Genomic DNA, 22,476 nt, shown 5'->3' with positions numbered 1-22,476 from the left:
GTGACACCGAGCGCGGGGCCCGCCCTTCAGGGGGCGGGCCCCGCGCTCCGTCATGTCCCGGCCGCGCCCGGCACCGCCGCCATGGCCTTCTCAGCGATCTCCGTCGCCTCCTGCTCGCAGGTGCCAGCCGGGTGTCGATCGCCGCCGAGCCACACGTCCACCACGAGGTTTGCCGTTCGGACGGATAGTCCGCAGTTCCACCAGTCATCGGCGGACAGGGGGTCCCAGTACGCCGCGTCGGCGAAGGCGAGGCCCGGCGCGGGGCGCCCGGCCTGCGCGGCCTCCTCGAACTGCTCCGCCTGGACCTTCGTGGCATTCTCCGAGGTCCCCACGGAGCGGCGCAGGTGCCAGCGGACGTCGGCGTGCCGGATGGGGTCCCAGCCGCCCGCGAGGAGTTCGTTCCTGTCGTACCAGTAGCAGCGGGTCTCGGCCCACGAGGAGTTGTCACTGGTGTTGTCCTCGTTCGCCCGCCGCTCCGTCAGGGGGAGCTCCGTCGCCGCCTCCGCGCAGCTCGGCATCGTCAAGTACCGGTCGGGCGGCCCTGCGCCCTCGTCCTCCCACACGTACCACCAGGCCCCCGCGCCGCCGCCGAGTAGGCACAGGGCGACCGCCGCCGCGACCAGGGACCGGCGGCCCTTCCGGCGCGGGGCGGGGGCGGACAGTTCGGTGACGACGGCGGTGGCCGCGGGCGGCGGCGGGACGGACGCAGGCCCGGAGCCCCCGGTGAGGAGCCCGTCGATCTCCGTCCGCTGTTCCGCGATCGCCGTGTGGACCGCCGGCGGCCAGTGCCGGGAGACGGGCGCCGCGGGCCCCAGGGCGGCGAGGAGCCGCGCGGGGGCCGGCCGGGCCGCCGGGTTCTTGGAAAGGCAGGCGCCGACGAGGCCACGCAGTTCCGCCGGTACGGCGTCGAGTGCGGGCTCGGCGTGCACGACGGCGTACAGCTCCTGGAGGGTCGAGGGCCCGGCGAACGGGCTCCTCCCCGTCGCGGCCAGGACCAGGACCGAACCGAGCGAGAAAACGTCGCTCGCCGGGGTGAGCTCCCGGCCCTCCGCCTGCTCGGGCGACATGAACGCGGGCGAGCCGACCACCAGGCCCGTCCCGGTCAGCTCGGTGAGGTTCCCGCCCTCGGCGGCCCGCGCGATGCCGAAGTCGATGACCCGCACCCCGTCCTCCGCGAGCAGCACGTTCTCCGGCTTCAGGTCGCGGTGGATCAGCCCGGCCCGATGGATCTCGTCGAGTGCCGTCGCCAGACCCACGGCGAGCCGGCGCACGCTCTCGGCGGGCAGCGGGCCCGAGCGGGCCACGGCAGCGCCGAGCGAGGGGCCGGCCACGAACACGGACGCGAGCCAGGGCACGGCCGCCTCCGTGTCGGAGTCCAGGACGGCCGCCGTGCAGGCCCCGGAGACCCGGCGCGAAGCCTCGGCCTCGCGCCGGAACCGGGCGCGGAACCCCTCGTCGGCCGCGAGCCTGGCGTGCACCTGCTTCACGGCGGCGAGCCGCCCGTCCGGCGCGACACCGAGGAACACCCGCCCCATGCCGCCCCGGCCCAACTCGGCCAGGAGCCGGTACGGGCCGGTCCGCTGCGGGTCCGCGAGACCAAGCGGGCGGCTCACCGGGACTTCACCGCCGCCATGGCCTGCCGCCCGACGTCCGTGGTGACGGCCTCACAGCGGCCGACCGGGTAGACGGGGCCCTGCACCACCAGGAAGAGCACCAGATTCCCGTCCCGGCCGCGAAGAACGCAGTACTGGTCGCGGGGCTTCTCCCAGAGGGCCTCCTCGGCGAAACCGAGGGAGGAGTCCCGCAGGGTGACGCCGCGTCGGTAGAACTCCTCGTAGTCCTCTTTCGCCCGCTCGGTGCCCGTACGACCGCCGGCGCTGTCGTGCTGGTCCCAGGTGGCGTTGATCCGGTCGCCGGAGCGGGTGATCCACGTGCACTGTGTGGACCGCGTCCCGTTGTACGGGGTGACGCGCATCGGAGAGCCCATGGTGGGCCGCAGGGCGAATCCGGCGGGTACCTTCACCTGCGCGGACACCTGCTCGCAGGTGGGCAGCGCCCCGGTGTACCGGTCGGGTACCTCGCTCAGCGGCACGTCCCCCGGCGTCGGCACCGGCTCCGGAACCACCAGGTAGTACAGGTCCGCCGCCCAGCCCGTCGCCGCGCTCACCGCCCCGGCGACCACCAGCACCCCGGCGGCGACGGCCGCGGCGACCGGCCTCCGCCGGCGCCGAGGAGCCGGTCCGGGTGCCCGCAGGGGCAAGGACGGGGAAGCGGCGGCCGGGGCCGTACGGACGAGCCGGTCGACCTCCGCCCGCTGGGCCGCGATCCGGGCGTGCACGGCCTCCGGCCAGGGGCGGGCGGCACCGGGTACGGCCCCGAGGAAGGTCGACACGGCCTGCGGGGTGGGCCGCAGGGCCGGGTCCTTGGCGAGGCAGGCGCCGATCAGCCCCCGCAGGCCCGGCGGCACGGCCGACAGGTCGGGCTCCTCATGGACGACGGCGTGCAGGACCGAGGGGACCGAGTCGCCGTCGAAGGGCGGCTTCCCCGAGCAGGCCACGGCCAGCGTGGCGCCGAGCGCGAACACGTCCGCGGCGGGCCCCGGTTCCCCGCCCGCGATCTGCTCGGGGGCCATGAAAGCGGGGGAGCCGATGAGGGCGCCGGTGTGGGTGATCCGGGTCGCGGCCTCGGCGGCCCGCGCGATGCCGAAGTCGATGACGCGGACGCCGTCCTCGGTGAGGAGGACGTTCGAGGGCTTCAGGTCCCGGTGGACGAGCCCGGCCCGGTGGACGTCGGCCAGGGCCCGGGCGAGCCCGGCGGCGAGCCGCCGCACCGTCTCCTCCGGCAGCGCGCCGACCGCTTCCAAGGCCTCGCTCAGGGTGGGCCCGGGCAGGAACAGGGAGGCGAGCCAGGGTGCGGGGGCGTCCGGATCGGCGTCGACCACCGGTGCCGTGTACGCCCCGGAGACCCGCCGTGAGGCGTCCACCTCGCGCCGGAACCGGGCGCGGAACCCCGGGTCGTCGGCGAGGTCGGCGTGCACGCGCTTGACGGCGACGAGCCGCCCGTCCACCGCCACCCCCAGCAGGACCCGGCCCATGCCGCCCTGCCCGAGCAGGGCAACCATCCGGAACGGCCCGACATGTGACGGATCGTCGGATCCCACTGCCTGCATCGCCGCCGCCTCCCCCGAGGAACCTTCCGGAAGAGGGGTCTCCCAGAACTAGAACAAGATCCTAGTTCATGGAGGGGGTGAGCCGACGGGGCGCCCTCGACGCGTTCAGTGCGTCCGCACTGGGCCGTGCGCGCGGAGGGCGTCAGCGAGCGCGGCGGCCGGTGCGGAAGCGGCCGCGGCCGGTGAGTAGGTCGTCGACGAAGGCGTTGACGGCCTGGCGGAAGCGGCGGCGCTGGGCGGGGGTGAGGCGGTCCAGGTCGGTGGTGAAGCGGGGCAGGGCCTCGTACGTCGGCACGGTCTCCTCCAGGAAGCACGAAGCCCCCGGCCGGTGGCCGGGGGCGGGGCCTCACCCGGGGGCGAGGGAGTCGGTGACGTGGTCCGGGTCGGGGCGTCTCCCGCCGTTGAGCGGGGGCGCGCTACGTAGCTCTCTGCTGGTGGAACGGAGTCTGTTGTTGTCGCTTGTTGGGGCTCGTGAGGTCGTGGCGCAGCATTCGCACGGACCCGGTCAGAGGCCGTAGCGGTCGTTCATCAGGTCGTTCCACTCCTGCGCGCGGAACATGTTGTTGGCGCAGTAGCGGCAGTGGGGCAGGTAGTCGGTTCGGGTGGGGTACGGCACGTGAGAGCGGACAACGACGGTCGGGCGCAGTGTGAGGGGGCGGCCGCACAGCGGGCAGAGGTCTCCGTGGAGCAGTTCGTTAGTCATGCGGCGGACTGTGCACACACCGGTGGCTTACCGTCTCGGGCTGGCTCGCGGCCCGCCTGGCGGGCGCCCCGGTAAAGATCTGGTGATGCCCTCCCGCCCGGCGGGACCAGCCCCGGATCACGCTTCTCCGCAGGCCGGCACGCGGGTTCCATGGGTCGATGATCAGCAAAGCGGAGGTCCGCCCCGGGGCCGGGGTGCGCTACCTGGTCCGTGGCGTGATGGTCGGCGACGGCCACCGTGCGGCGGGGACGCCGCTGCGCGCCGCCCAGGACGAGGCCGGTGTCCCGCCCGGCGTGTGGAAGGGCCGGGGCCTGGCCGCGCTCGGCCTGAAGGCGGGGGACGTGGTGAGCGAGCGGCAGGCCGAGCTGCTCCTGGGGGAGGGCCGGCACCCGGACGCCGACCGGATCGAGCGCGAGCTCCTGGCGCAGGGGAAGAGCCCGGCCCGTGCCCGGCGGGCGACCGTGCTGGGCAGGCCCATCGAGCACAACCGCTCGCCGAAGACGGAGAAGGCGAAGGAGCGCACGCCGTGGCTGGCGATGGACCTGGTCTTCCGGGCCCCGTCGACGGCCCACATCGCGTGGGCGCTCACCGACGATGAGACCCGTCTCGTGCTGGAGTCGTGCCAGGACGTCGCCCGGGACAGGACGCTGGTGTGGCTGGAGGAGTCGGTCGCGCAGATCCGGTGGGGGAGCGGCGGCAAGCACCGACGGCCCGTGAAGGACGGGCTGGTCGTCGCGGTGTTCCGGCATTACGAGTCCCGCGCTGCCGAGTCGAAGCCGCTGCTCCACGACCACGCGGTCGTCTCGATCCGCGCCCGGCGGCCGGACGGGGAGTGGGGCAACCTGTCGGCGGACTCTCTGATGGCCAACGTCGTCGCGGCCGACACCCTCTACACCCTGCTGTTCATGGAGGAGGTGACGGCGCGGCTCGGGTGGGTGTGGGAGCCGCGCGAGGTGACCCCGGGCCGTCGGCCTGTCATGGAGATCACGGGGATCGACCGGCGGCTGATCGGCTGGCAGTCGACCCGGCGCCAGCAGATCGAGGACGCGCTGCCCGTTCTCATGGACAAGTACGAAGAACGGCAGGGGCACCCGCCGGGGGAGAAGGCCGGCTACGCGCTGGCGTGCCAGGCCGCCGACCAGACCCGCCCGCCGAAGCGCACGGAGCTGCTGTCGCTGACCGAGCTGCGGACGCGATGGAGGGGCTCCGCGATCCGGGCGTTCGGTGCCTGCACCGTCTACCGGCTTGCCGAGCGGGCGCGGGCGGCGGCCGCGGCGGTGCGGGCGCGGGTGCGGCCGGTCGTCGACGTCGTCCTGGCGGCCGTGGACACCGTCGCCGTGGTCTACGTGATGCGCGGCGCGTTCGCGCGCCACCACCTGCTCGCCGAAGCCCGCCGCCACCTCTCCTACACACTGCGCGGCCGACCCCACGAACCCGGCCTGGACGAACGGATCGTGCAGGCGGCCGTCGACGACTACACCCGCCCCGTCGGGTACGGCCGGAGGATGACCGCCGACCTGCGCGCCCTGTACCCACGCGACACCGAGGACCAGGCAGTGCTGCGCCCGCTGACCCGCAAGCGGACCGCCCCGCCGTACGAGCGGGCCCGCCTCGCCGCCGGCGCCCTGGCCGCCCGGGTCCGCGCCGCGCGGCGAGCCGAGCGCCTGGGCTCGCGCCCCCGCCCGTACAGCGTCGCGGTGCCCGCCGCCTCGAGGTCGTCGCATCCGCGGCCCTTCCGAGACGGCCGGAAGGACGGCCGCCTCCCGGAGCCGGAGACCGGCGTCGACGCGGTGGAGCAGACCCGCCAGACCCTCGAAGCCGCCGCCGCGAAGGTGGCCGCCACGCTCCAGGACAGCCAGCGGGCGCGCGAAGCCGCTCACGGCCCGCGTCCGCAGCCCGCCCCGGCGACGACCCCGCCGCAGTACACCCAGCAGCCCGGCACCCAGCACACGCCGGGCCGAACCACAGGAGGAGTCAGGTGAACACCCCGGAAGAACGCCCCAACCCCGACGAAGCCCTCGCCCTCGCCCGCGCCGCCCGCGAGCAGATGGCCGCCGCGCTCGACGAGGACCAGGAGCCCGACGTCGACGAGCCCGTGGGATGGCAGCCGATCTGGAAGCGCCCGCGGAAGCCGAAGTCGAAGGCGGCGAAGAAGAAGGAGCTGCGCGAGCAGCGGAAGCGACTCCAGGAAGCCGCCAAGCGCCGCCTCGCCGCGAGGAACTCGCGCCGGCCTCGCGCCCGGCAGAGCCGGATCGGCAACGCGGCCGCGCGCCGCGATGCCCGCGCCCTGTCCCGGGTGCGGCACTCCAACGCCTGGCTGTGGTGACGGTGCCGGGCACCGTCCACTGAGTGGAGTCCACCCGATGTCGCGCATCGCCACCGGATGCAGAACATCGGGTGGGCTCCACTCAGTGGCCTTCACCGATGGGATCCACCCGGTGGAGTCCACCGAGTGGATCCCACTCCGGTGCGCCGGACGACGATGGACTCCACCGTGGTGCGCACCGTGATGGTGCGCCACCGCGTCCGGCACCGCACCACTCCGACGATGCCCCGCACCCTCGCGCGCCGGTGCGCCGCACCTGATGCTCCGCACCGCACCGGTGCGTTTGCCGCCGGCCGACCCCTTGTCCGGGTGCGGCCGGACGCGCGTGACCCCCTTGTCCGGCTCCGCTACACCCCCCTTGTCCAGCTCTGCTACCACGACGTCTTCCCTTGACATCGGCCGTTTCGGCTCGCGATCAGGTCGCGGTCAAGGGGGTGTGTGATAGGGGAGCCCGTTCAGCCGTGGCGCGCCCCGGCGCGGTGCGGTGGTGCCGGTGGAGCGGTGCGGCGCGGTGCAGTGGTGCCGGTGGAGCGCACCATGGTGGAGCGCCGAGGATGCGCGCCGCACCGCACCACTGCCGTCCTGGAGGTACGGCTACGCGGTGGTGTGGTGCGTCGGGTGCGCCCCGCTCGGTGCGGGATGCGCCTCAAGGGCCTGGCCCACGCCGACGACCTCCAGTTCGTACAGGGCGTCGGAGACGTCCTCACGGTCTTCGTTGGTGAGGATGTGCGCGACGAAGTCGATGACTGCGCGGGCGATGCCTTCCGCAGTGCACGGCCCGGCCTGCCTCGACCAGTTGCGCAGGGTGGCCACGAAGACCCGCCCGACGGCCTCCAGGGCGAAAGAGTCGTCGCACGGGTCCGGGTCGAGACCGCACAGGGCGGTGACCGGGACGATGATCCGCTCGGCGACGTTGACGAGCATCGAGGGCATCTGCGGATGGGCGTCGGCGAACTCGGCAGCCGCCTCGGTATCGCCAGCCTGAACGGCCCGGAGGTACCCAAAGGCGCTGATTGCCACCTCCGGTGTCAGCGGAACGAGCGGCACGCCGGGAACCTGGGACAGAGGCGGGTTCTGAATCATGATCACGGACAGCTCCTCACATACGGGCCGCCCCGCTGATCGCGGCGGCCTCGAACCCGATGCTCGGGCTGCGGGCCTGTGGACAGAGTCCGGCCGCCGACGGAGGAGAACTCTCCTCTCCGGGACTGATCACGATGCGGTCACGGCGGAGGGGTTCTTTGAACCCGCCGTCACACCGAGCCCGAAAACCGCACCTGTAGAAGGTGAATGGCGGGACAGGCCCGCCCCACCTCCAGGAGCATCCTGTGGCGAGCACCGAGCCCGAGCAGCCCTTTGACCCGGCCGGACAGGCCCCCTCCGTGGACCCCTCCATCACCCCCTCCGCGCCTCGCGCTCGGCGACCAGACGTTTCCGCAGGTCAGGCCCGGCGGACAGGGGGTCGTCGCAGCGCCGACATCCCTCATGTAGATGTAGCAAGGCGTCCTACTCACCGGAAGAACTCGACCGAGCCCCGGCGCCGGGAGCTCCTGCAGGCTCTCGGGATCTTCCAGCGGGCTACGCCCGACCAGCTCTGGAAGCTGACCCGCCCGGGCAACCAGCACGACAAGCTCACGCGGGACAACCTCCTGGACCTGGAGGACCACCACCTGGTGCGGATCGAGACGGTCCGGGGAGACCAGCGGCAGGTGTGGGTGCTGACCAAGCGCGGACACGACGAGGCGAAGCTCCTGCTGGAGCCGAAGGGCATACGGGTTTCGGCACTGCGGGAGAAGAAGTACGACCCGGTCACGGGGAAGCTGCTGGGCACCGGCTACGGCGAGCACGCCGCGGCGGTCACCTCGACGGCCGCCGAACTCCACCAAGCCGGGATCGGCCACCGGCTCGGCTTCCAGACCGAGATCGGGCACCGGCTCGCCGACGGCTACGTGCAGCGGGCGGACCTGGTGGTGCGGGCGCCACAGGCCGGGGTGCCCGTACTCCTGGTGGAGGTCGACCGCCGCTCCGAAGACGCGCACGACCTGGTGACCAAGCTGCGCCGGTACTGGGAGTGGGGACGGCAGCTGGCGAAGGACGCGGACAAGCGCACCGTGGACCTGGTCCGCTCCCGGCCGGACGCGATCGAGCGCGTCGACCACGAGCAGCGGCTGTGGCGCCGCGTCTACCCGCCGACCGGCCGCGAGGGCCTGGCCCCCCTCGCGTTCGTGTTCGCCGACACTACCGAGACCAAGGTCGCCCACACGGTCGCCGTGCTGGAGGAGGCCGGCCGCTACTGGGCGCCGCGCCGGTACGACTCCCTCTACGAGAAGGCCATCACCGCGCGGGACTACCGCCAGGCGGTGCCCGTCGTCGTCACCACCCTGGAACAGCTCCAGGAACACGGCGCCGGTGCGGCAGTGTGGCGGCGCCTGGGACGGACCGGGGAGCAGACGCTGACGGACGCGCTCGACAACCCCGACGGCCACACCCTCTACCGCGCACAGGAAGCCCGCGCGGACGCGGATGACAAGCGGCGCCGGGCCGCTGAACGGGAGGCGCAGCGGCCGGTGTGCCGGCGGTGCGGGCGGAAGTTCAGCGACGAGCGCTGGGAGGAGAACACCGTGCACCGGACCGCCGTCAAGGCCGGGGACAGGTCGGCATGCGGCCCGTGCCGCGTCGACGACGTCGCCCGCCAGGAGGCCGCCGCCGAAGCCGCCCGCCTCGAGGCCGCCGCGCCGCCGGAGCCGCAGGACGGCCCCGAGGCGAAGAGGGGCCGCGGCTGGCTCCGCCGACGACCCTGACGATCCCCTTCGCCACCGGCCACGCCCCGCCCTGCCCGCACCGCTGTGACCTGCGAGGGTCATTGCTTGGGTCACTCACCACAGCGTCTGACGCAAAGGGCCGGCCTTGCCGCGCCCGGGTACTGACCCGGGCACCTGGTGCGCGTACGGCTTAGGTTGCGCCACCGGTTGCGCAGTAGGTTGCGCCACCGGTTGCGTCACCAGTTGCGCGGTAGGTTGCGCCATCGGTTGCACGCCTCACCGAGTCGGCCCCGCGTCTGCGCAGGCCAGGGGCCGTGGGTCAGTCGATCTGGCCGCCGACACCTCCCCTGTGGGGGCAGGGGAGGTGTTCTTCTTTTTTCTCACGGCGCGGGGGCGGGCGAGTCGGGGTGACGAGCACCAGGGGGCTGCGCCGTTTCGGGACTCCTGCATGGTGGATGTGCCGCTGGCGCGGAGCAGGGGGACCGATGTCGCGAACCTGAGGTACACCGGAACCATGACGGCCCAGGAAGCGTTCTGCGTGCGCTGCGGTAGCGCAGATACCCGAGTTACCCGCCTCGACCGGACCAGCGCGGGAGGCACCTGCTTGCGCTGTAACAAGCCCTTTCGCGCCACACCGTGCCAGAGTTGCGGAGGCTTCCCCATCGACGGCTCCTTCGGCGTCCCCGGCATACGGTTCGAGAACTTCCCGAGACCGTGGGCTGCTGGGACTGCGGTCACGAGAACCCCCTGTGCGACCCTGGCCCGGAGTAGGCGGCGCCAAGCCCGCCCTCGCTGTGGGGCGGGCTGCATGGCGCCCGGCCCGGTGGGTGGAACGGACACCGAAGTCCGCGTGCCACCGCGCGGGACGGGCGGGCCTACCCGGCGCTCACTGGCCCGAGGAGGCCCTACACAGGGCTGTATGAGACGCAGCCGAGAAGAGACCGCAACCCAGGATCTGCCGGGCGACCTGTGGCACGCCCTGGCCCAGCTCCACCACACCCACCCCGACCCCGTGGGCCGCGTCGGGCCGCTCGCCCGCCCGGCCGGGCTGCTGTCCTTCACCGTGGCCGCCGACGCCATCCTTGCGGCCCGGGTGCAGCTGACCGGCGTGGAGACGATGCACGAGGTGAACGACATGCTCCGCGCGATGACCGGTGACCTCCCCCACGCCCACTTCACCGGGCCCGGTGTCGCGCTGGAGGTCACGCTCGGCAGACGGCAGGAGCTCCCAGTCCACGAGGCGCACGCGGTGGGCCTCACCCGGCTCTTCCGCCACGCCGCTGGCACCATCGGTGCCCGCAGTACGCCGGGCGGCGGCCGGTGCTTCACTGCGGCGGGACCGGATGCACCCGCCCCCTGTGGGAGCCGGCGGCCGGGCACGAGTGAGCGGCACGCGAGAAAGAACGCCCGTGTCCCGCGCCGCCCTTCCGGACGGTGGGGGACGCGGGCGGGCGCAGGGACCCAGGCTTACGCCGGTAGGGGCGTCGCCTCCGGGCGCAGCGCTGCGAGCGGAGAGCGCCGGCTCTTCTCCACCGTGCGCAGCTGCTCCCAGTCGACCTCGGGGTGTTCGGCGGGCACTGTGTGGACGGATGCCGTGGTGTAGGGCGCGACGTCGACGGCTCCGGCCCGGCTGGTACCGAAGCGGACCTCATCGCCTGCGGGGAAGCGCACCCAGCCGAGCCGGACCATGTGGTCGAAGTCGGTACGGCGGAGTCGAAGGCGGGCGGTGGCCTGCTCCGGACCGAGCGGGGTATCGGCGGCGATCAGTTCCGCCAGGTCCTTGCGGCGGCAGACCTCCGCGACCTGGTCGGGATGGTGCAGCGTCTCGTCCGGGTTCGCGCTCAGGCCGACCGGGAGGCCGCGGTCGACGAACCGCCGCACCACGAACGCCGTCACGTTCACCGGATCGCCGTGAAGAGTCTGGTTCGGGGTGCCGAGCACGTCGGCGATCCGGTCGGCCACAGCACCGCCGGAGATCGGCGGGGAGGGCACCGCGGCCCTGATGACGTCGGCATTCAGCGCCTCCACGGCGGCCCGGGCCCACTGGTGGGACGACCACTACGGGGCCAGGACCGCGTACACGGGTTTGGCGACCGGAGTCGACGCCACGCGCTGGCGGCCGCCTACAGAACCGAGGGGCGGCCCGGCTGCCGGGCCGCCCTCAGGCTGCCTACTCGTTGAACCCTGCGGAGTGGGTGCAGGTGCTGCGGTTGGGCCACGGGCCCGACGGATAACTTCCGGAACAGACGCTCATGACGTAATGACCGTTGTTGCCGATGTCGTGCACTGCACTGTCGCAACCGGAGTCACCGCCGTCCGACAGCTTCAGGACGAGCTTGTAGCCGCCGGTGGTGTAGAACGAGTCGTACCAGAGTTCGCCGTAGATGCCGTGCCCGTCCCCTCTGGTGTCGCAGACCTTGAAGATGTCGCCGTCGTCGACGTGCTTCATGGAGCCCCCGGGGATCGAGAGTGTCAGATCCGCCGCGGAAGCGGGTGACGCTACCGCCCCGACCAGTACGACGGCGCTCGCGCCGACCACACCCATGCGCTTCAGTACAGACATAGGTCCCTTTCCGTTCTCGGACAGGCCACTCATTACGGCGCGGAACGCTACCGCAGTTCACGGAAGTTGACGCTTCCAGCCCCGGATCCGCACCGAATCAGCAGATCTTCCCCGGCCCCGCCCGGTACTGACCCGGCGCGGGGTACGCGTACCGCTCAGGTCGCGTCACCGGTTGCCCCCCTTGCCGAGCCGGCCCCGCGTCTGCGCAGGCCAGGGGCCGTGGGTCAGTCGATCTTGCTGCTAACACCTCCCCTGTAGGACAGGGGAGGTGTTCTCCTCCTCTCTCATGGCGCGGGGCGGGCTGCCCGGCGGGCGGAACAGGCCCCGAAGTCCGCGTGCCACCGCGCGGGACGGGCGGGCCTACCCGGCGCTCATCGGCCCGAGGAGGCCCTACACAGGGCCGTATGAGACGCAGCCGAGAAGAGACCGCACCCCAGGATCTGCCGGGCGACCTGTGGCACGCCCTGGCCCAGCTCCACCACACCCATCCCGACCCCGTGGGCCGCGTCGGGCCGCTCGCCCGCCCGGCCGGGCTGCTGTCCTTCGCCGCGGCCGACGACACCGTCCTCGCGGCCCGGGTGCAACTGTCCGGCGCGGAGTCGATGCGCGAGGTGAACGAGACGCTCCGTGCGATCACCGGGGGCATGCACGCCCACTTCACCGGCCCCGGCGTCGCGCTGGAGGTCACCCTCGGCAGACGGCAGGAGCTCCCGCTCCACGAGGCCCACGCCGCGGGCCTCACCCGGCTCTTCCACCACGCCGCCGGCACCGTCGGTGCCCGCAGCACGCCGGGAAGCGGCCTGTGCTTCCACTGCAGCGGGACCGGACGCGCCCGCCCCCTGTGGGAGCCGACGGCCGGGCAGGCGTGAGTGGGACGCGGGCGGGCGTGCGGACCTCGGCGGCTTACGCACGAGGTGACGCCGAGCAGGGCGAGCACCAGGCGCTGCCCCTCTCCCCGGCCTCCTTCAAGCTCGACCTGTGGTGAGTGGGGGCGGCTTCGCTCACCACACGGGTTGGCGTGGGGTGACCTGTGAGGTTGGGAGGGCGTTTTCCTTGGCGGGAGTGTTTTGTGTGCGGCTGTGAGGGGCTTACTAGGGGCGTCTGCGGGCGAGGTTCAGGGCGGCGTTGTTGGCGATCCGTGGGAGAAAGTACGGGCCGGTGTCACCCCTACAGCAGGAAGTCGACCGCGCAGTTGATGCGCTTCGAAAGGTCGGAGGCCGTGTACCAGGAGCTCGGCTGCAGCTCACGCAGGCTTTTGACCAGGTTGTACTGGATGCGACGTTGGTGGGCTCCGATGCCTTGGAAGATCCACGGGACCATCTTCAGCATATGGATGTCGGTGTTGCCCGGGGTGGTGAGCCAGCCATTCGTGATCGGGAAGAAGCGGTCGAAGGCTTCGAGGGCCGTGGGAATCTCGTCGGCGGGGATGCCGGAGTACTTCGCCATCCACTCGAACTCCTCGCCCGTCCTGTCCTCAAGGTAGAACCCTCCCCACCCCCACAGGAACTGCTGCCAGAAGGTCGCGTACCGCGCGAAGTTCGGCTGCTCTCGCAGCCATGCGATGCCGTCGTGGAACGTGCCCGGCAGGACGTGGTAGGTCAGCCCCTGAAAGAAGAACGACTTCCCATCCTCCGACATGCGGAACTCGGGAGGGCCGTCGGGATGCGCGAGTGCGTAGTCCACGGCGGCCTTGAGGATGGCGAGCCGGGCCCGGTGCTCGAGGTACATGCACGCCTGGAGTTCGGGGTGCTTGCCGTACCGGATCGCAGCCTGACAGCTCGGACTGTCGCTCGCGACCGCGTGCGGGTCGAAGTCTGCGCCGTCGATTTCGCGTGCGTAGCCCAGGGTCAGCTTGGGATGCTCGCCGTACGCCTCGTAGAGCAGAGCCAGCGACTCCTCGGGGGCCCTGGCGAAGAAGGTGCCGTTGTTGATCTGACGGTGGTACGTCTTCGCGGCCTTGGCCCCTTCGTGCCCGGCGCGCTCCTGCTTGTGGATGAGCTTGACGAACTTGCGCTCGACTCCGTACGAGTGCCGCCACAGACTGATCAGCCGCGGATCCGCGAAGGAGCCGTACCCCTTGTCCGTGAACAGCTGCGGAGCGGCTTCGAAGTCGTCGAAGCACACGACATCCAGGCCTAGGGGCTTCATCTTCCGCGTAGCGGACTCCCGGTCATCCCACTGGGTCATGAAGAAGGCCCCATGCTCAAGGTCCAGGTACTGCATCCACCCCACCACCTTGAACAGGTCTGTGAAGCCCCATCTCCCGCCCTTGACCTCGATCAGCCGTCGCAGAGCCTCGTCCGCTCCGTAGTAGGTCGCGAAGATGTCGAGCTCGAGGATGTCGGCCGGATCCCTCTCGATGATCTGTTTCTCCACGAAGTGACCGGACGCCTGGAACAGCGCGGCGATGTAGTCCTCGAGGTCCTCGCCAGCCTTCGGGATCTCCGGCAGAGTCACGACCTTGTTGCCCATCAGCAACCCCCTTTGTACCGGGCGACCCTATCGGCGCAACGCAGTCACCAGCCACGCCTTTCCGAAGGTCCCGACGGTAAGAGAACATCCATGAGGGTTGCACCGGAAGGGGGCTAGAGGGTTGCCTCCACAGGCGTACTAGGCGGGGACCGCAGATGTGACTGGAGGTGGGACCCCCGAATCCGGTGATCTTCCATTCGTGCAGGTCAAAGCCCATGGGCAAGCCCTCTTCGGGAAACGACACCTCTTACCTCGCGATAGCCGAGGGGGGAGATCTATCCGTATCCCGGGCCAGCCGCCGCGCGCAGGGGGACATGTACCGGTATGGCTCGTGAACGGATCCAGTGGCCCCTCGTTGTGGAACGGACGCGGCAGATCGTGGACGGATACGCGCCGCTCAAGGTCACGTTGCGACAGGCGATGTACCGGCTCGCGGCCGAGGGGTGCTGCCGCATACGCCGCCGATGTACCGGCGGCTGTCCTCGCAGCTGGCCCAGGGCCGCCCCGAGGGCCGCTTCCCTGACCTGATCGACACCGTCCGCGAAGACCACGTCCCGCCGGCCTGGCCGGACGCGGACGCTTTCGTGCGGGAGATGCCCGACTGGTTCCGCCTGGACCGCACGGCGGGCCAGGAGCAAGCCCTGTACTTCGCTGCGGAGAAGGACACCCTGCGGCAGCAGCTGACCGGCTGGCTCGAGTTCGCGGGCATCCCCGTGCTCGTAGTCCGCGGCTTCAGCTCCCAGTCCTACGCCGACATCGTCTGTGACCGCGTCGCCCACGAGTAGCGCGAAGCCCACCTTGCCGTGGTGATTTCGACTGCTCCGGCGAGGACATCGAGCGGAACTGGGTGGAGCGGACGGGCGGCTAGTTGGTGTGTTCGTCGATCCAGGCCTGGGGGACCAGAGCGTCGCCGTTGCGCCAGTTGTAGCGCACACAGTCCTGATACCACTGGTCGGACAGGTTGGCGTGGTCGCTGACGATGAGCTGGAAGTTAGGTGCCAGGTCGTTGGTAAAGCGGTACATCAGTTCGAACATGCCGCGGACGGTGTTGCGATCGGCGTCGGAACGAATGAGATCGGGGTTGCCGCTGTCCTTGGCGACTTCGGAAGGGTAGAAGGGCTGGGTGACCTGGTCCAGTAGGAGCATGCGGGGTACGGGCCGCTGGTGGAGGGTGAAGTAGCGGTGCAGGGCTAGGTGCGCGACGAGGTGGTAGCCGACCCAGTTCTCGCCGCTACCGATGCGCAGCAGAGGGACGATGCCGTCGTCGGAGTCGGCGAGGACCGTCAGTTTCCGTACGTCGAGGCGGATGCTGCGCTTGCTGTGCTCGAGATTGAGTGTCTGGGCGTAGGCGGTCATGTCGGTGCTGATGTAGTTCAGGGCGTGATCGAGCCGGTCCTGCATGGCGTCGGTGTCGAGTTCGGCTTCGAGGTCGTCCACTTGAGCTTGGGCGAACGCTGCGGCTGATCGCAGCTGCAGGAGACTGCCTTCGTAGGTGTCCCCGGTGTCCGGGAGCTGGCTGAGGTGTGCGTCGATCCGGCCGCGCAGGAAGGCCTGCTCCTCGGCCTGAGCGCGGAATCGGTTCCGGCTGGCTTCCAGTTCGGCCAGGGCGTTGAGAGCTCCTTCGACCCCGCGGAGTTCCTCGCGGGCGGTGTCGGCCTGGTCGGTGAGTTCCCGCAGCGTCTGCTCGCGGCGGGGCCGCACGGTGTGCACGGAGGTGAGCTGGCCGCGGAGATCTTTTAGGGTCCGCTGCATGTCCTCGACCGCATGGTCGGGCTGAGGCAGGTCAGAACCGCACAGCGGACAGGCCATGTCTTCAGCGTGTGAGCCGGTGTCGGGGAGCAGGTCGATGGCGTGCAGGCGGGAGATGCCGCGCTGCACAACCTGGGTGTAGCTGTCTTCCGCGGCTTCCTGCCGTATGAGGAACTGTCGCTGCTCGCCGATCTCGTCCAGCTTGGCACGTAGCTGGGTACGGCGTTCTTGCAGCGCTGCGGTGCGCTCTGTGTGGGAGTGTTCCTCGCCGGTGGCTGGCGGTGGGAAGCGGACCGCTTCGCGCAAGGCGTCGATCAGCGCCTCGCGACTGTCGAACTCGTCGTCGGCTGAGATCAGTGCTGCCGTGCGGGCTTGGGCCAGCAGCTGGTGCAGGTGGGCATCGATGTCGCCGTCGGCGATCTCGGCCACCTTCAAGTCTTGCTGCCGGCGTCGCAAGAGCCGCCGGGCGGTCGTCAAGCCGTGCTGCTTTTGCGCCTGATCTTCGCCGACAGCGCCGAGAAAGTACGGCAGGGTGGAGGTCAGCCGTGCTCCGCCGTCTCGTTCGCCCTGCCGGTGGAACAGGATGCTGCGTGTGGTGATCTCGTCCTGGTTCTGCAGACACAGCGGCACTGCGTGCCCCAGGTGAACGGCGAACGGCGTCTGCAAGCTCCCGGGCTGGGGTTCGCTGCGGACGTCGCCCAAGCCGATTCTCCGTCCGAGCTGCTGGCGCAGTTCGTCGGAATCGCAGTTGTTCGCGAGCCGCTCGTAGGGCAACGGCCGCAGGGCGGAGCCGAACTCGAGCATCGCTGTGGAGACGGACTTCTTGCCTTTGGCAGGAAGCCGGCGCGCCACGAACGCCCGGGTGTCGGGCAGCTGGAGCAGCACGGCCACCCATTCGACGGTCCTGGTGATCGGACCGACCGAGACGGGGGCGTCGTCCCTGCCCAGGCAGAAGTCGACGATGTCCAGGATGATGCTCTTCCCGGTTCGCGAACTGCCCGTGATGATGTTGAGCTCGCCGAGCCTGAACGTCAGCTCGCGCACCTTGCCGCTCTTGCTGTAAAGGATCAAAGACCGAAGCTGCACAGTGATCAGACTCTCACGCCCAGTAGCGCCAGGAGGGTAGAAGGCTGATCTACGGTCGCCGCCCACTTGCCCACCAAGCGGGCCGATTTCAGCATCTCCTGCAGTTCCCCTTCGGCACGTCGTGTGGAGAAGGGCATGGCGTGCACGGCTCCAGCCTCCACCTGGATCAGACCGTGGCGCAGAGCGAAACGCAGCCCCTCACGGAGTACGGGCAGCGTTGAGTCAACCCGGGCGCCAAACCCCGCCAGAAGGGCCGGATGACGCCCGGCCCACGTCGGCAAGTGCGTTCTGATACTGGACGGCAGCGCTTCACGCGTGGAGCGGTGCAGCACCAGCACGGGAAGGACCAGTGCCAGCGGCCAGACCATCGCGCGCCCGCGCTTGAGCTCGTACTCCTGTGCTATCGAAGCCTGCACGAAACTCACCAGCGCCGGATTCAGAAACGCGGCGAAGGCCTGCGGCTGGTGTGCGCGGCTAGGCATGTACCGTGCCGATGGTCAGGTCCTGGACCCTCTGCAAGAACTCGGGATGCCACCCCACCCGGGCTTCATCCGCCAGGCAGTGATGCTGGCCGCGGTGAAAGAAGACCTGGTCGTACTGGTCCCTAATCCTGACCGTCACGCTGTCCAGCACCTGCCACAGCAGCTCTTCCCCCGAATCTTGCCGATCCTGCTCGCTCGCATCCGCTGGAAGCCGGCGGACCATGCGGGCAAAGAGCCGCTCCCACTCGTCGACCAAATCGGCCTGATAGCGCTCCAGTTCATCTAGGCCGATCAGGTCATTGTCGGCCCAGGCCACTGCTTGGTTATAGGCGCGGTAGTAGTCCATCATCGCCTTCTCAAGCTCCCGCCGGCCAAGGTTGACCCACCGCAGCTGATGGACGAAGAACCGCTCGCTATAGTCCACGCCCTCCTGCTGGGCAGCCTGCCAGTCGCTCCGCTCTACCAGAGTAGGGAGACGATCCGCGGCGTAGTCATCCCGGATCTGCTCAACCCGACGATGCACCATCCCCACCGACACGCTCGTCCGGCGCTTCTGCAGCATCTCGACGACCTGGTCGTACCACCATGCCCACAACTGCTCCATGAACGTCGCTTGCGCACCCTCGTCGGATGGGAGAGTAAACAGCAGCCACTTCCTCACAGCCGCATCGAGATCGTCGATGCCGAGGGTGCCGTCGATAACACGCATGCGTTGAACGAACGTCGCACGCTCACCAGCCGATAGGGCGAGGAAGCGCGCCCTAGCCTCAGCAGTCTTCTCCGATTTCGACGCTGCCGCAGCAGTCTCAAGCCGTCGCAGAGCCACACCAGGCTCCCTGCTCGGGCTGCGCAGCGCCGCTGCTGCCGAACCTTCGCGAGCATGCTGGGTGGTGACGAGCGTCAGCCACGGCCCCTCTACATCACCGGGATCATGGGTATCCATCCACGATCGGATCGTGCGCCACAGATCGTCATCGCGATCGCCCAGAGTGCGGGTCGAGCGCTGATGAAGCTTGGTCTGCAGCAGGTCGACAGGACGGTCGGCTACCTCCCACGCCACGTCGTCATGCAACTCGAGACTGATCGCTCCGTCAGGTCGTTCCGATGACCCCCGAAACAACTCCAGCAGCGCCCACTTCGCCTGGTAGAGGTAGCCCAGTGCAGAGGCCGACGCGTCGTGAGACACCTGAAAGACCATGATCCAGTCTCCTCACGCAACACGTGCTGTGTCTACCTGCTTGCACACAGTCGAGGTCGAAAAGCTGCATCCCAAGGTGGCGTGGGCCATCCCCTCGGGGCCGGATGCGTGCGCGCCGCGAGCCTGGGCCCGCAATCAGGAGTGAGCAGGGTGATCACCAATACCTTGACACCCTGGCTTGGGTTCACCGTCAGCATGGGCCCACTCCGGCAGTCAACGTCAAGCCGCTCAGTCAAGGCCGAGAGCGGCCAGAGCAGCGAGTTGATCGGCATCCAGCCGACCCCTCCTTGATTTCGTGTTCGAGACCCATACGCCCAGTTTCACGGCCACCGGCTCCGTCTCGCCGTCGACCACGATCTCCTCGGCGTGGCCGCGCGGCACCGGACGGTCGACGCCCTCCCGTTCCACCCACTGGGCGAGGGCTGCCAGGCCGCGCTGGAATGCCTGCTGTGCCTTGCTCGGCCCCTTCGTCCCGCGGCTGGCCGCAGGGGCGGGGTCGGGCGCCTTGTCGGGCTGCACGCCCAGCTTCGCCAACCGCTCCTGCTGCTCGGGCAGAAGCTGCCTCCAGGTGCCCGGTTCCTGCTGCCTCCACCTCCAGGTGCCGATGTCATCGCCGTCGAAGACGACGCCGGGCGCGATGTAGGGCAGCACTCCGTCGGCGTCGACGAGGTCGGCGAGAACGCGGTAGTGCCGTTGCCAGTTCAGCGGCCACGGGCAGTCCCAGTCCTCGTCGATCGCCGCCAGCTGCTTGGCGCGTTCCGCGGCCCGCTTCGGGTCCTTGCTCAGGCCGCCCTTGCGGCGGAGGTTGGCCATGTGCTGCCCGATGGGCACCATCTCCTCGCCTTCGCCCCACACCGCGTCCTGCCGCGGCGCGAGGTGTCCGGTCGCCCGCCGGTACGAACGGAGCGCGGCGAGCTTGGCTTCCCACGCCTCCTGGCCGGGCTCCCAGACCATCCCGGCCTCCGGGGTGTCCAGCAGCGTCTTGCGCCGGTCCTCCAGCTCGCCGGCCCTCAGCGCCTTGCGCTGCTGGTGCACCCAGCGTCCGAGGGGGAAGTCCTTGGTGACGCCGACTGCGACCTCGACGTCGTAGGGGACGGTGTAGAGGCCGGTGATCTCGTTCTCCTTCCGCCACCGGATGAGGGCCTGGTAGCCCTCCAGCCACACCAGTGACTCCGGCCGGTACACCCGCGTCCGGAGGAAGGCGGCGATGGTCGCGGCGTCGCGCGGGCTGGAGAAGTGCAGCAGGGCCGACTCGGCAGCGGCGTCGGTGCCGTCGTCCTCCTGGTCCTCGCCGTCGACGGTGTCGTCAGCGCCGACGATCCGCCCGTCCTCGTCGCGCCGCAGGTGCACCTTGCGCTTGCCGCTCGTGAGCGCGCGGGATGCGAGTTGCTCGACCAGGCGCTCGTCGTGCGAGCGCAGGCCCTGGAGCACGGCGACGAGGGGCTTGAAGCTGGCGGAGGCGACCATGTCGGTGGGGTCCTCGCCGGGCCCCAGGAAGATGGGCACGATGATCCTGGCCACCTTCGTGCTGCCGTCGCGGTTGAGCCTCAGCGCGCGCCCGATGTTCTGCACGATCTCGACCTGGGAGCCGCGGGTGTCGGCGAAGCACACCGCCTCGACTCCACGCTCGCCGGTGATGTCGACGCCCTCTCCGAGCACGCGCACGCTGGCGAGGAAGGCGCGGTGGACCCGGTGCCCGGTGGCGTCGATGCCGTTGGCGAACTGCCGCAGGACTTCCCGGCGCTCGGCGACGAGGTGGTCGCCGCACAGCCACGCCGACCACACCCGGTCCGGGGGTACGTGGCGGCCGGCCTCCAGCTCGTAGAACTCGGCCTCGATCGACGACGCGGGCAGCTTCTCCGCGGCCGCCAGGTCCGCGTCGGAGGCATCGGTGACGTACAGCTCGGCCGCCGTCTCGGGCAGTTTCTCCGCGAACGCCGCGGCCTCCTCCACCTTCTGGTGGAAGGTCATGACGGTGCGCAGGTTCCAGGCGGCGGCGTGCTCCAGGAGCGCGGTTTGCAGCAGCGCCAGGCGCCGGCCCCGCCGCGCCTCCTCGGACTCGCCGAGAACGGGGGAGGGGTCGTGGATTTCCAGGACGTCGATCTCGAACCCGGCGAGGATCTCCCGCTCGATCGCCTCCGACAGTCCGAGCTCGGCGAGCCACGCGCCGTAGGTGCCGTCCGGGTCGTCGGCCATGGTCGCGAGCGCCACCTCCTGGCCGTCCGCGCCCTTCTGCGGCCGGGGCGCGGCGAGGATACGCGGGGTCGCAGTGAGGTACAGGCGGAAGTCGGTGGGGATCCGGGCGTTGTCGTGGATCGCCGCCCACGGACGGCCAAGATCACCGGCGGTGCCGTGGGCTTCGTCGACGATGGCGAGGTCGAAGCCGTCCATGCGCTGGCCGTAGAGCCGTTCCCCGCCCGCCAGTGCGGCCTCCAGCGGCCCGCGAACCTTCCCCCGGCCCGTCGGGTCCTCCGGGTCCTCGCGGTCTACCAGGGAGGCGTACGTGGCGAACACGACGACCGGTCCGGCCCCGGCCCACAGGGCGAGCTGGATGGCGTTGGTGGTGGTCCGCACCCCCAGTCCGCCCAGGACAGGGTCGTTCTCCAGCGAGCACACCGCGACCATCGGGGCCCGGTGACCCACCAGGCGCCACGCCTGGGCGGTCTGGACGAGCAGGTCCAGGGTCGGGACGGTGACGAGGATCCGCCCTTCCGCGAACGACTCCAGCGCGCACGCGGCGGCCATGATCGTCTTGCCCGAGCCGGTCGCGGACACGATCGTGCACCGGGCACCCTGCGGAGGCACAGATGATCTTGCAGGAAATCCCACCCACCTACGAAACGCGGCGCGCTGGTCTACCTGGTGTTCCTTGAGCGGAATCACTGACATTCTCTCGCCTCCCCTGAGCCTGAATTCCCGTGGTTTTTCAGATGGCCGCGTGCGGCGTGCAGGCCGCACTCGCGTCGTTCCAGATCGACGCGTCCGCCTTGTGCCAGTCGCCGGGCTGGCCGTCCTTGAAGGGCGGCTTGTCGTCCGGGTCGTAGTGCCCGGCCTCGAGCGTGCAGACCATGACGTCCCCGTCGCTGTTGACCGTGCGCGCGGTGCACAGACCGCCGGCCTCGCCCAGCGCCTCCAGGACCCGGCGTCGCGCCGTGGTGTGCGGGTGCGTGGCCGGCAGCACGGTCTCCCGCACGAACGCCTCCAGGCGCACCAGGTCGGCCCGCTCGAGCTGCCTCACGTCCGCGATATGTACGGCCAGCTCAGCGGCCCCCGCCGACCGGCCGCCGCGCCGGGACCATCCCCGGTCCGCGATGTCCACCAGGGCCTCGCTCACGGTCCTGACGCCCTCGTCCCAGCCGTCCTCGAACAGCGGGCCACGGGAGGCCGGCGTCATCCCGTCCAGCTCCACCACCTCGCACTGCGCCCCGGCGACGGCCCCGGCCTCCAGCGCGGCCACCAGGTCGTCCGCCTCACTCGCGGGCACGCCCTGCGCCTGCAGGAGCGCGAACAGCCTCAACCGGGCGTTGACGCCCGCCGTCTGGTACTCCGTCACCCGGCACACAGAATCGCTGCTCAGCGCAGGGTCAGGTCCGGTAGATTCCTGGTGACCGGTCATCTGCGGTCGTTCCTCTCGGAATTTATGGAGGTTCCCCGGTGGTCTGGGGGTGTCCTGTGTTTCCGCCAACGGTACATGCTGCATCAACCTGATGCAGCATGTACACTGAAACCCACACGAACGAGCGACCCCACCCCTCTCCTAACCAGCCAGGCCCGTATCGCGGGCCCAACGGTTCTGGAGGCGCAGCCGGAAGGACCGTCAGGCGGGGGAGCGCAGCGGACCCGCCAGCCAGGTTGGAGCGAAGCGGAAGCCTGGTAGCGGGACGAAGTCCCACTGGTCCGGGAGCGCAGCGGACGGACCATCACCGAGCCTGCGCAGCAGGCTCGGTGTGCGGGTGGCGTAGCCAC

At 70.5% G+C, this 22,476-nt stretch carries 19 protein-coding genes; 5 read left to right on the top strand and 14 right to left on the bottom strand.

Annotation, left to right across the window (positions count from 1 at the left end; all coding sequences use genetic code 11):
- Window positions 1-50: 50 nt before the first annotated feature.
- The 4 genes from IE321_RS17845 to IE321_RS17830 form a co-directional block, all read right to left on the bottom strand.
- A complete protein-coding gene (locus tag IE321_RS17845) occupies window positions 51-1,613 on the bottom strand; it encodes a serine/threonine-protein kinase (protein WP_226651942.1) in 1,563 nt (520 codons plus the stop codon).
- Window positions 1,610-3,169 (bottom strand): serine/threonine-protein kinase, encoded by a 1,560-nt coding sequence (locus tag IE321_RS42020; protein ID WP_226651513.1) that lies wholly within the window; start codon window positions 3,167-3,169, stop codon window positions 1,610-1,612. The genes IE321_RS17845 and IE321_RS42020 overlap by 4 nt, the downstream gene beginning before the upstream one ends.
- Window positions 3,170-3,311: 142 nt before the next feature.
- A complete protein-coding gene (locus tag IE321_RS17835; protein WP_190223635.1) occupies window positions 3,312-3,464 on the bottom strand; it encodes a hypothetical protein in 153 nt (50 codons plus the stop codon).
- 210 nt (window positions 3,465-3,674) lie between these two features.
- Window positions 3,675-3,872 carry a hypothetical protein gene (locus IE321_RS17830; protein WP_190223634.1) on the bottom strand — a complete coding sequence of 66 codons (198 nt, stop codon included), beginning with the start codon at window positions 3,870-3,872 and terminating at the stop codon, window positions 3,675-3,677.
- Window positions 3,873-4,030: 158 nt separating this feature from the next.
- Here IE321_RS17830 and mobF point away from each other — a divergent pair, with 158 nt between their 5' ends.
- Together mobF and IE321_RS17820 are read left to right on the top strand one after the other, a co-directional pair.
- The gene (mobF, locus tag IE321_RS17825) at window positions 4,031-5,854 is read left to right on the top strand and encodes a MobF family relaxase (RefSeq protein WP_226651512.1); all 1,824 of its coding nucleotides are present in this window, start codon (window positions 4,031-4,033) and stop codon (window positions 5,852-5,854) included.
- Entirely contained in the window at window positions 5,851-6,198 is a 348-nt protein-coding gene (locus tag IE321_RS17820) for a hypothetical protein (protein WP_190223633.1), read from the top strand. Before mobF ends, IE321_RS17820 begins: the two co-directional genes overlap by 4 nt.
- A 594-nt stretch (window positions 6,199-6,792) precedes the next feature.
- Here IE321_RS17820 and IE321_RS17815 read toward each other — a convergent pair.
- Window positions 6,793-7,281: a hypothetical protein gene (locus IE321_RS17815; RefSeq protein ID WP_190223683.1), complete on the bottom strand. Its 489-nt coding sequence runs from the start codon at window positions 7,279-7,281 to the stop codon at window positions 6,793-6,795.
- A gap of 245 nt (window positions 7,282-7,526) precedes the next feature.
- Here IE321_RS17815 and IE321_RS17810 point away from each other — a divergent pair, with 245 nt between their 5' ends.
- Entirely contained in the window at window positions 7,527-8,999 is a 1,473-nt protein-coding gene (locus tag IE321_RS17810; protein WP_229916439.1) for a replication-relaxation family protein, read from the top strand.
- 847 nt (window positions 9,000-9,846) lie between these two features.
- Here IE321_RS17810 and IE321_RS17805 read toward each other — a convergent pair.
- The 3 genes from IE321_RS17805 to IE321_RS17795 form a co-directional block, all read right to left on the bottom strand.
- Window positions 9,847-10,236, bottom strand: coding sequence for a hypothetical protein (locus IE321_RS17805; protein WP_190223632.1), 390 nt, complete (start codon window positions 10,234-10,236; stop codon window positions 9,847-9,849).
- Window positions 10,237-10,427: 191 nt separating this feature from the next.
- A complete protein-coding gene (locus IE321_RS17800) occupies window positions 10,428-10,988 on the bottom strand; it encodes a hypothetical protein (protein WP_190223631.1) in 561 nt (186 codons plus the stop codon).
- A gap of 142 nt (window positions 10,989-11,130) precedes the next feature.
- A complete protein-coding gene (locus IE321_RS17795; RefSeq protein ID WP_190223630.1) occupies window positions 11,131-11,523 on the bottom strand; it encodes a hypothetical protein in 393 nt (130 codons plus the stop codon).
- A gap of 404 nt (window positions 11,524-11,927) precedes the next feature.
- Here IE321_RS17795 and IE321_RS17790 point away from each other — a divergent pair, with 404 nt between their 5' ends.
- Window positions 11,928-12,392 (top strand): hypothetical protein, encoded by a 465-nt coding sequence (locus IE321_RS17790; RefSeq protein WP_190223629.1) that lies wholly within the window; start codon window positions 11,928-11,930, stop codon window positions 12,390-12,392.
- A gap of 298 nt (window positions 12,393-12,690) precedes the next feature.
- Here IE321_RS17790 and IE321_RS17785 read toward each other — a convergent pair whose 3' ends face one another.
- On the bottom strand, window positions 12,691-13,995 hold the full coding sequence (locus tag IE321_RS17785) for a hypothetical protein (protein WP_190223628.1): 1,305 nt from the start codon (window positions 13,993-13,995) through the stop codon (window positions 12,691-12,693).
- A 464-nt stretch (window positions 13,996-14,459) separates the two neighbouring features.
- Between IE321_RS17785 and IE321_RS17780 the strand changes: the two genes are divergently transcribed.
- Entirely contained in the window at window positions 14,460-14,780 is a 321-nt protein-coding gene (locus IE321_RS17780; protein WP_190223627.1) for a hypothetical protein, read from the top strand.
- A gap of 79 nt (window positions 14,781-14,859) precedes the next feature.
- Here the strand turns inward: IE321_RS17780 and IE321_RS17775 are convergent, their stop codons facing one another.
- The 5 genes from IE321_RS17775 to IE321_RS17755 all read right to left on the bottom strand — a co-directional run bounded on the left by IE321_RS17775 (window position 14,860) and on the right by IE321_RS17755 (window position 22,063).
- Window positions 14,860-16,815, bottom strand: a complete 1,956-nt coding sequence (locus IE321_RS17775) for a DUF3732 domain-containing protein (protein ID WP_226652017.1) — start codon at window positions 16,813-16,815, stop codon at window positions 14,860-14,862.
- Between the two features lie 20 nt (window positions 16,816-16,835).
- Window positions 16,836-17,312 (bottom strand): three component ABC system middle component, encoded by a 477-nt coding sequence (locus IE321_RS17770; protein ID WP_190223625.1) that lies wholly within the window; start codon window positions 17,310-17,312, stop codon window positions 16,836-16,838.
- Complete coding sequence (locus IE321_RS17765) at window positions 17,305-18,510, bottom strand: ABC-three component system protein (protein ID WP_190223624.1); 1,206 nt, start codon at window positions 18,508-18,510, stop codon at window positions 17,305-17,307. Before IE321_RS17765 ends, IE321_RS17770 begins: the two co-directional genes overlap by 8 nt.
- 228 nt (window positions 18,511-18,738) lie before the next feature.
- Entirely contained in the window at window positions 18,739-21,399 is a 2,661-nt protein-coding gene (locus IE321_RS17760; protein ID WP_190223623.1) for a DEAD/DEAH box helicase, read from the bottom strand.
- A gap of 37 nt (window positions 21,400-21,436) precedes the next feature.
- Window positions 21,437-22,063, bottom strand: coding sequence for a hypothetical protein (locus tag IE321_RS17755; RefSeq protein WP_229916436.1), 627 nt, complete (start codon window positions 22,061-22,063; stop codon window positions 21,437-21,439).
- Window positions 22,064-22,476 lie beyond the last annotated feature (413 nt).

The sequence above is a fragment of the Streptomyces hydrogenans genome (assembly GCF_014656075.1).
GTDB lineage: Bacteria > Actinomycetota > Actinomycetes > Streptomycetales > Streptomycetaceae > Streptomyces > Streptomyces hydrogenans.
Note: the sequence above shows the minus strand (reverse complement) of the source record. Positions and strands in the feature narration are given on the sequence as shown.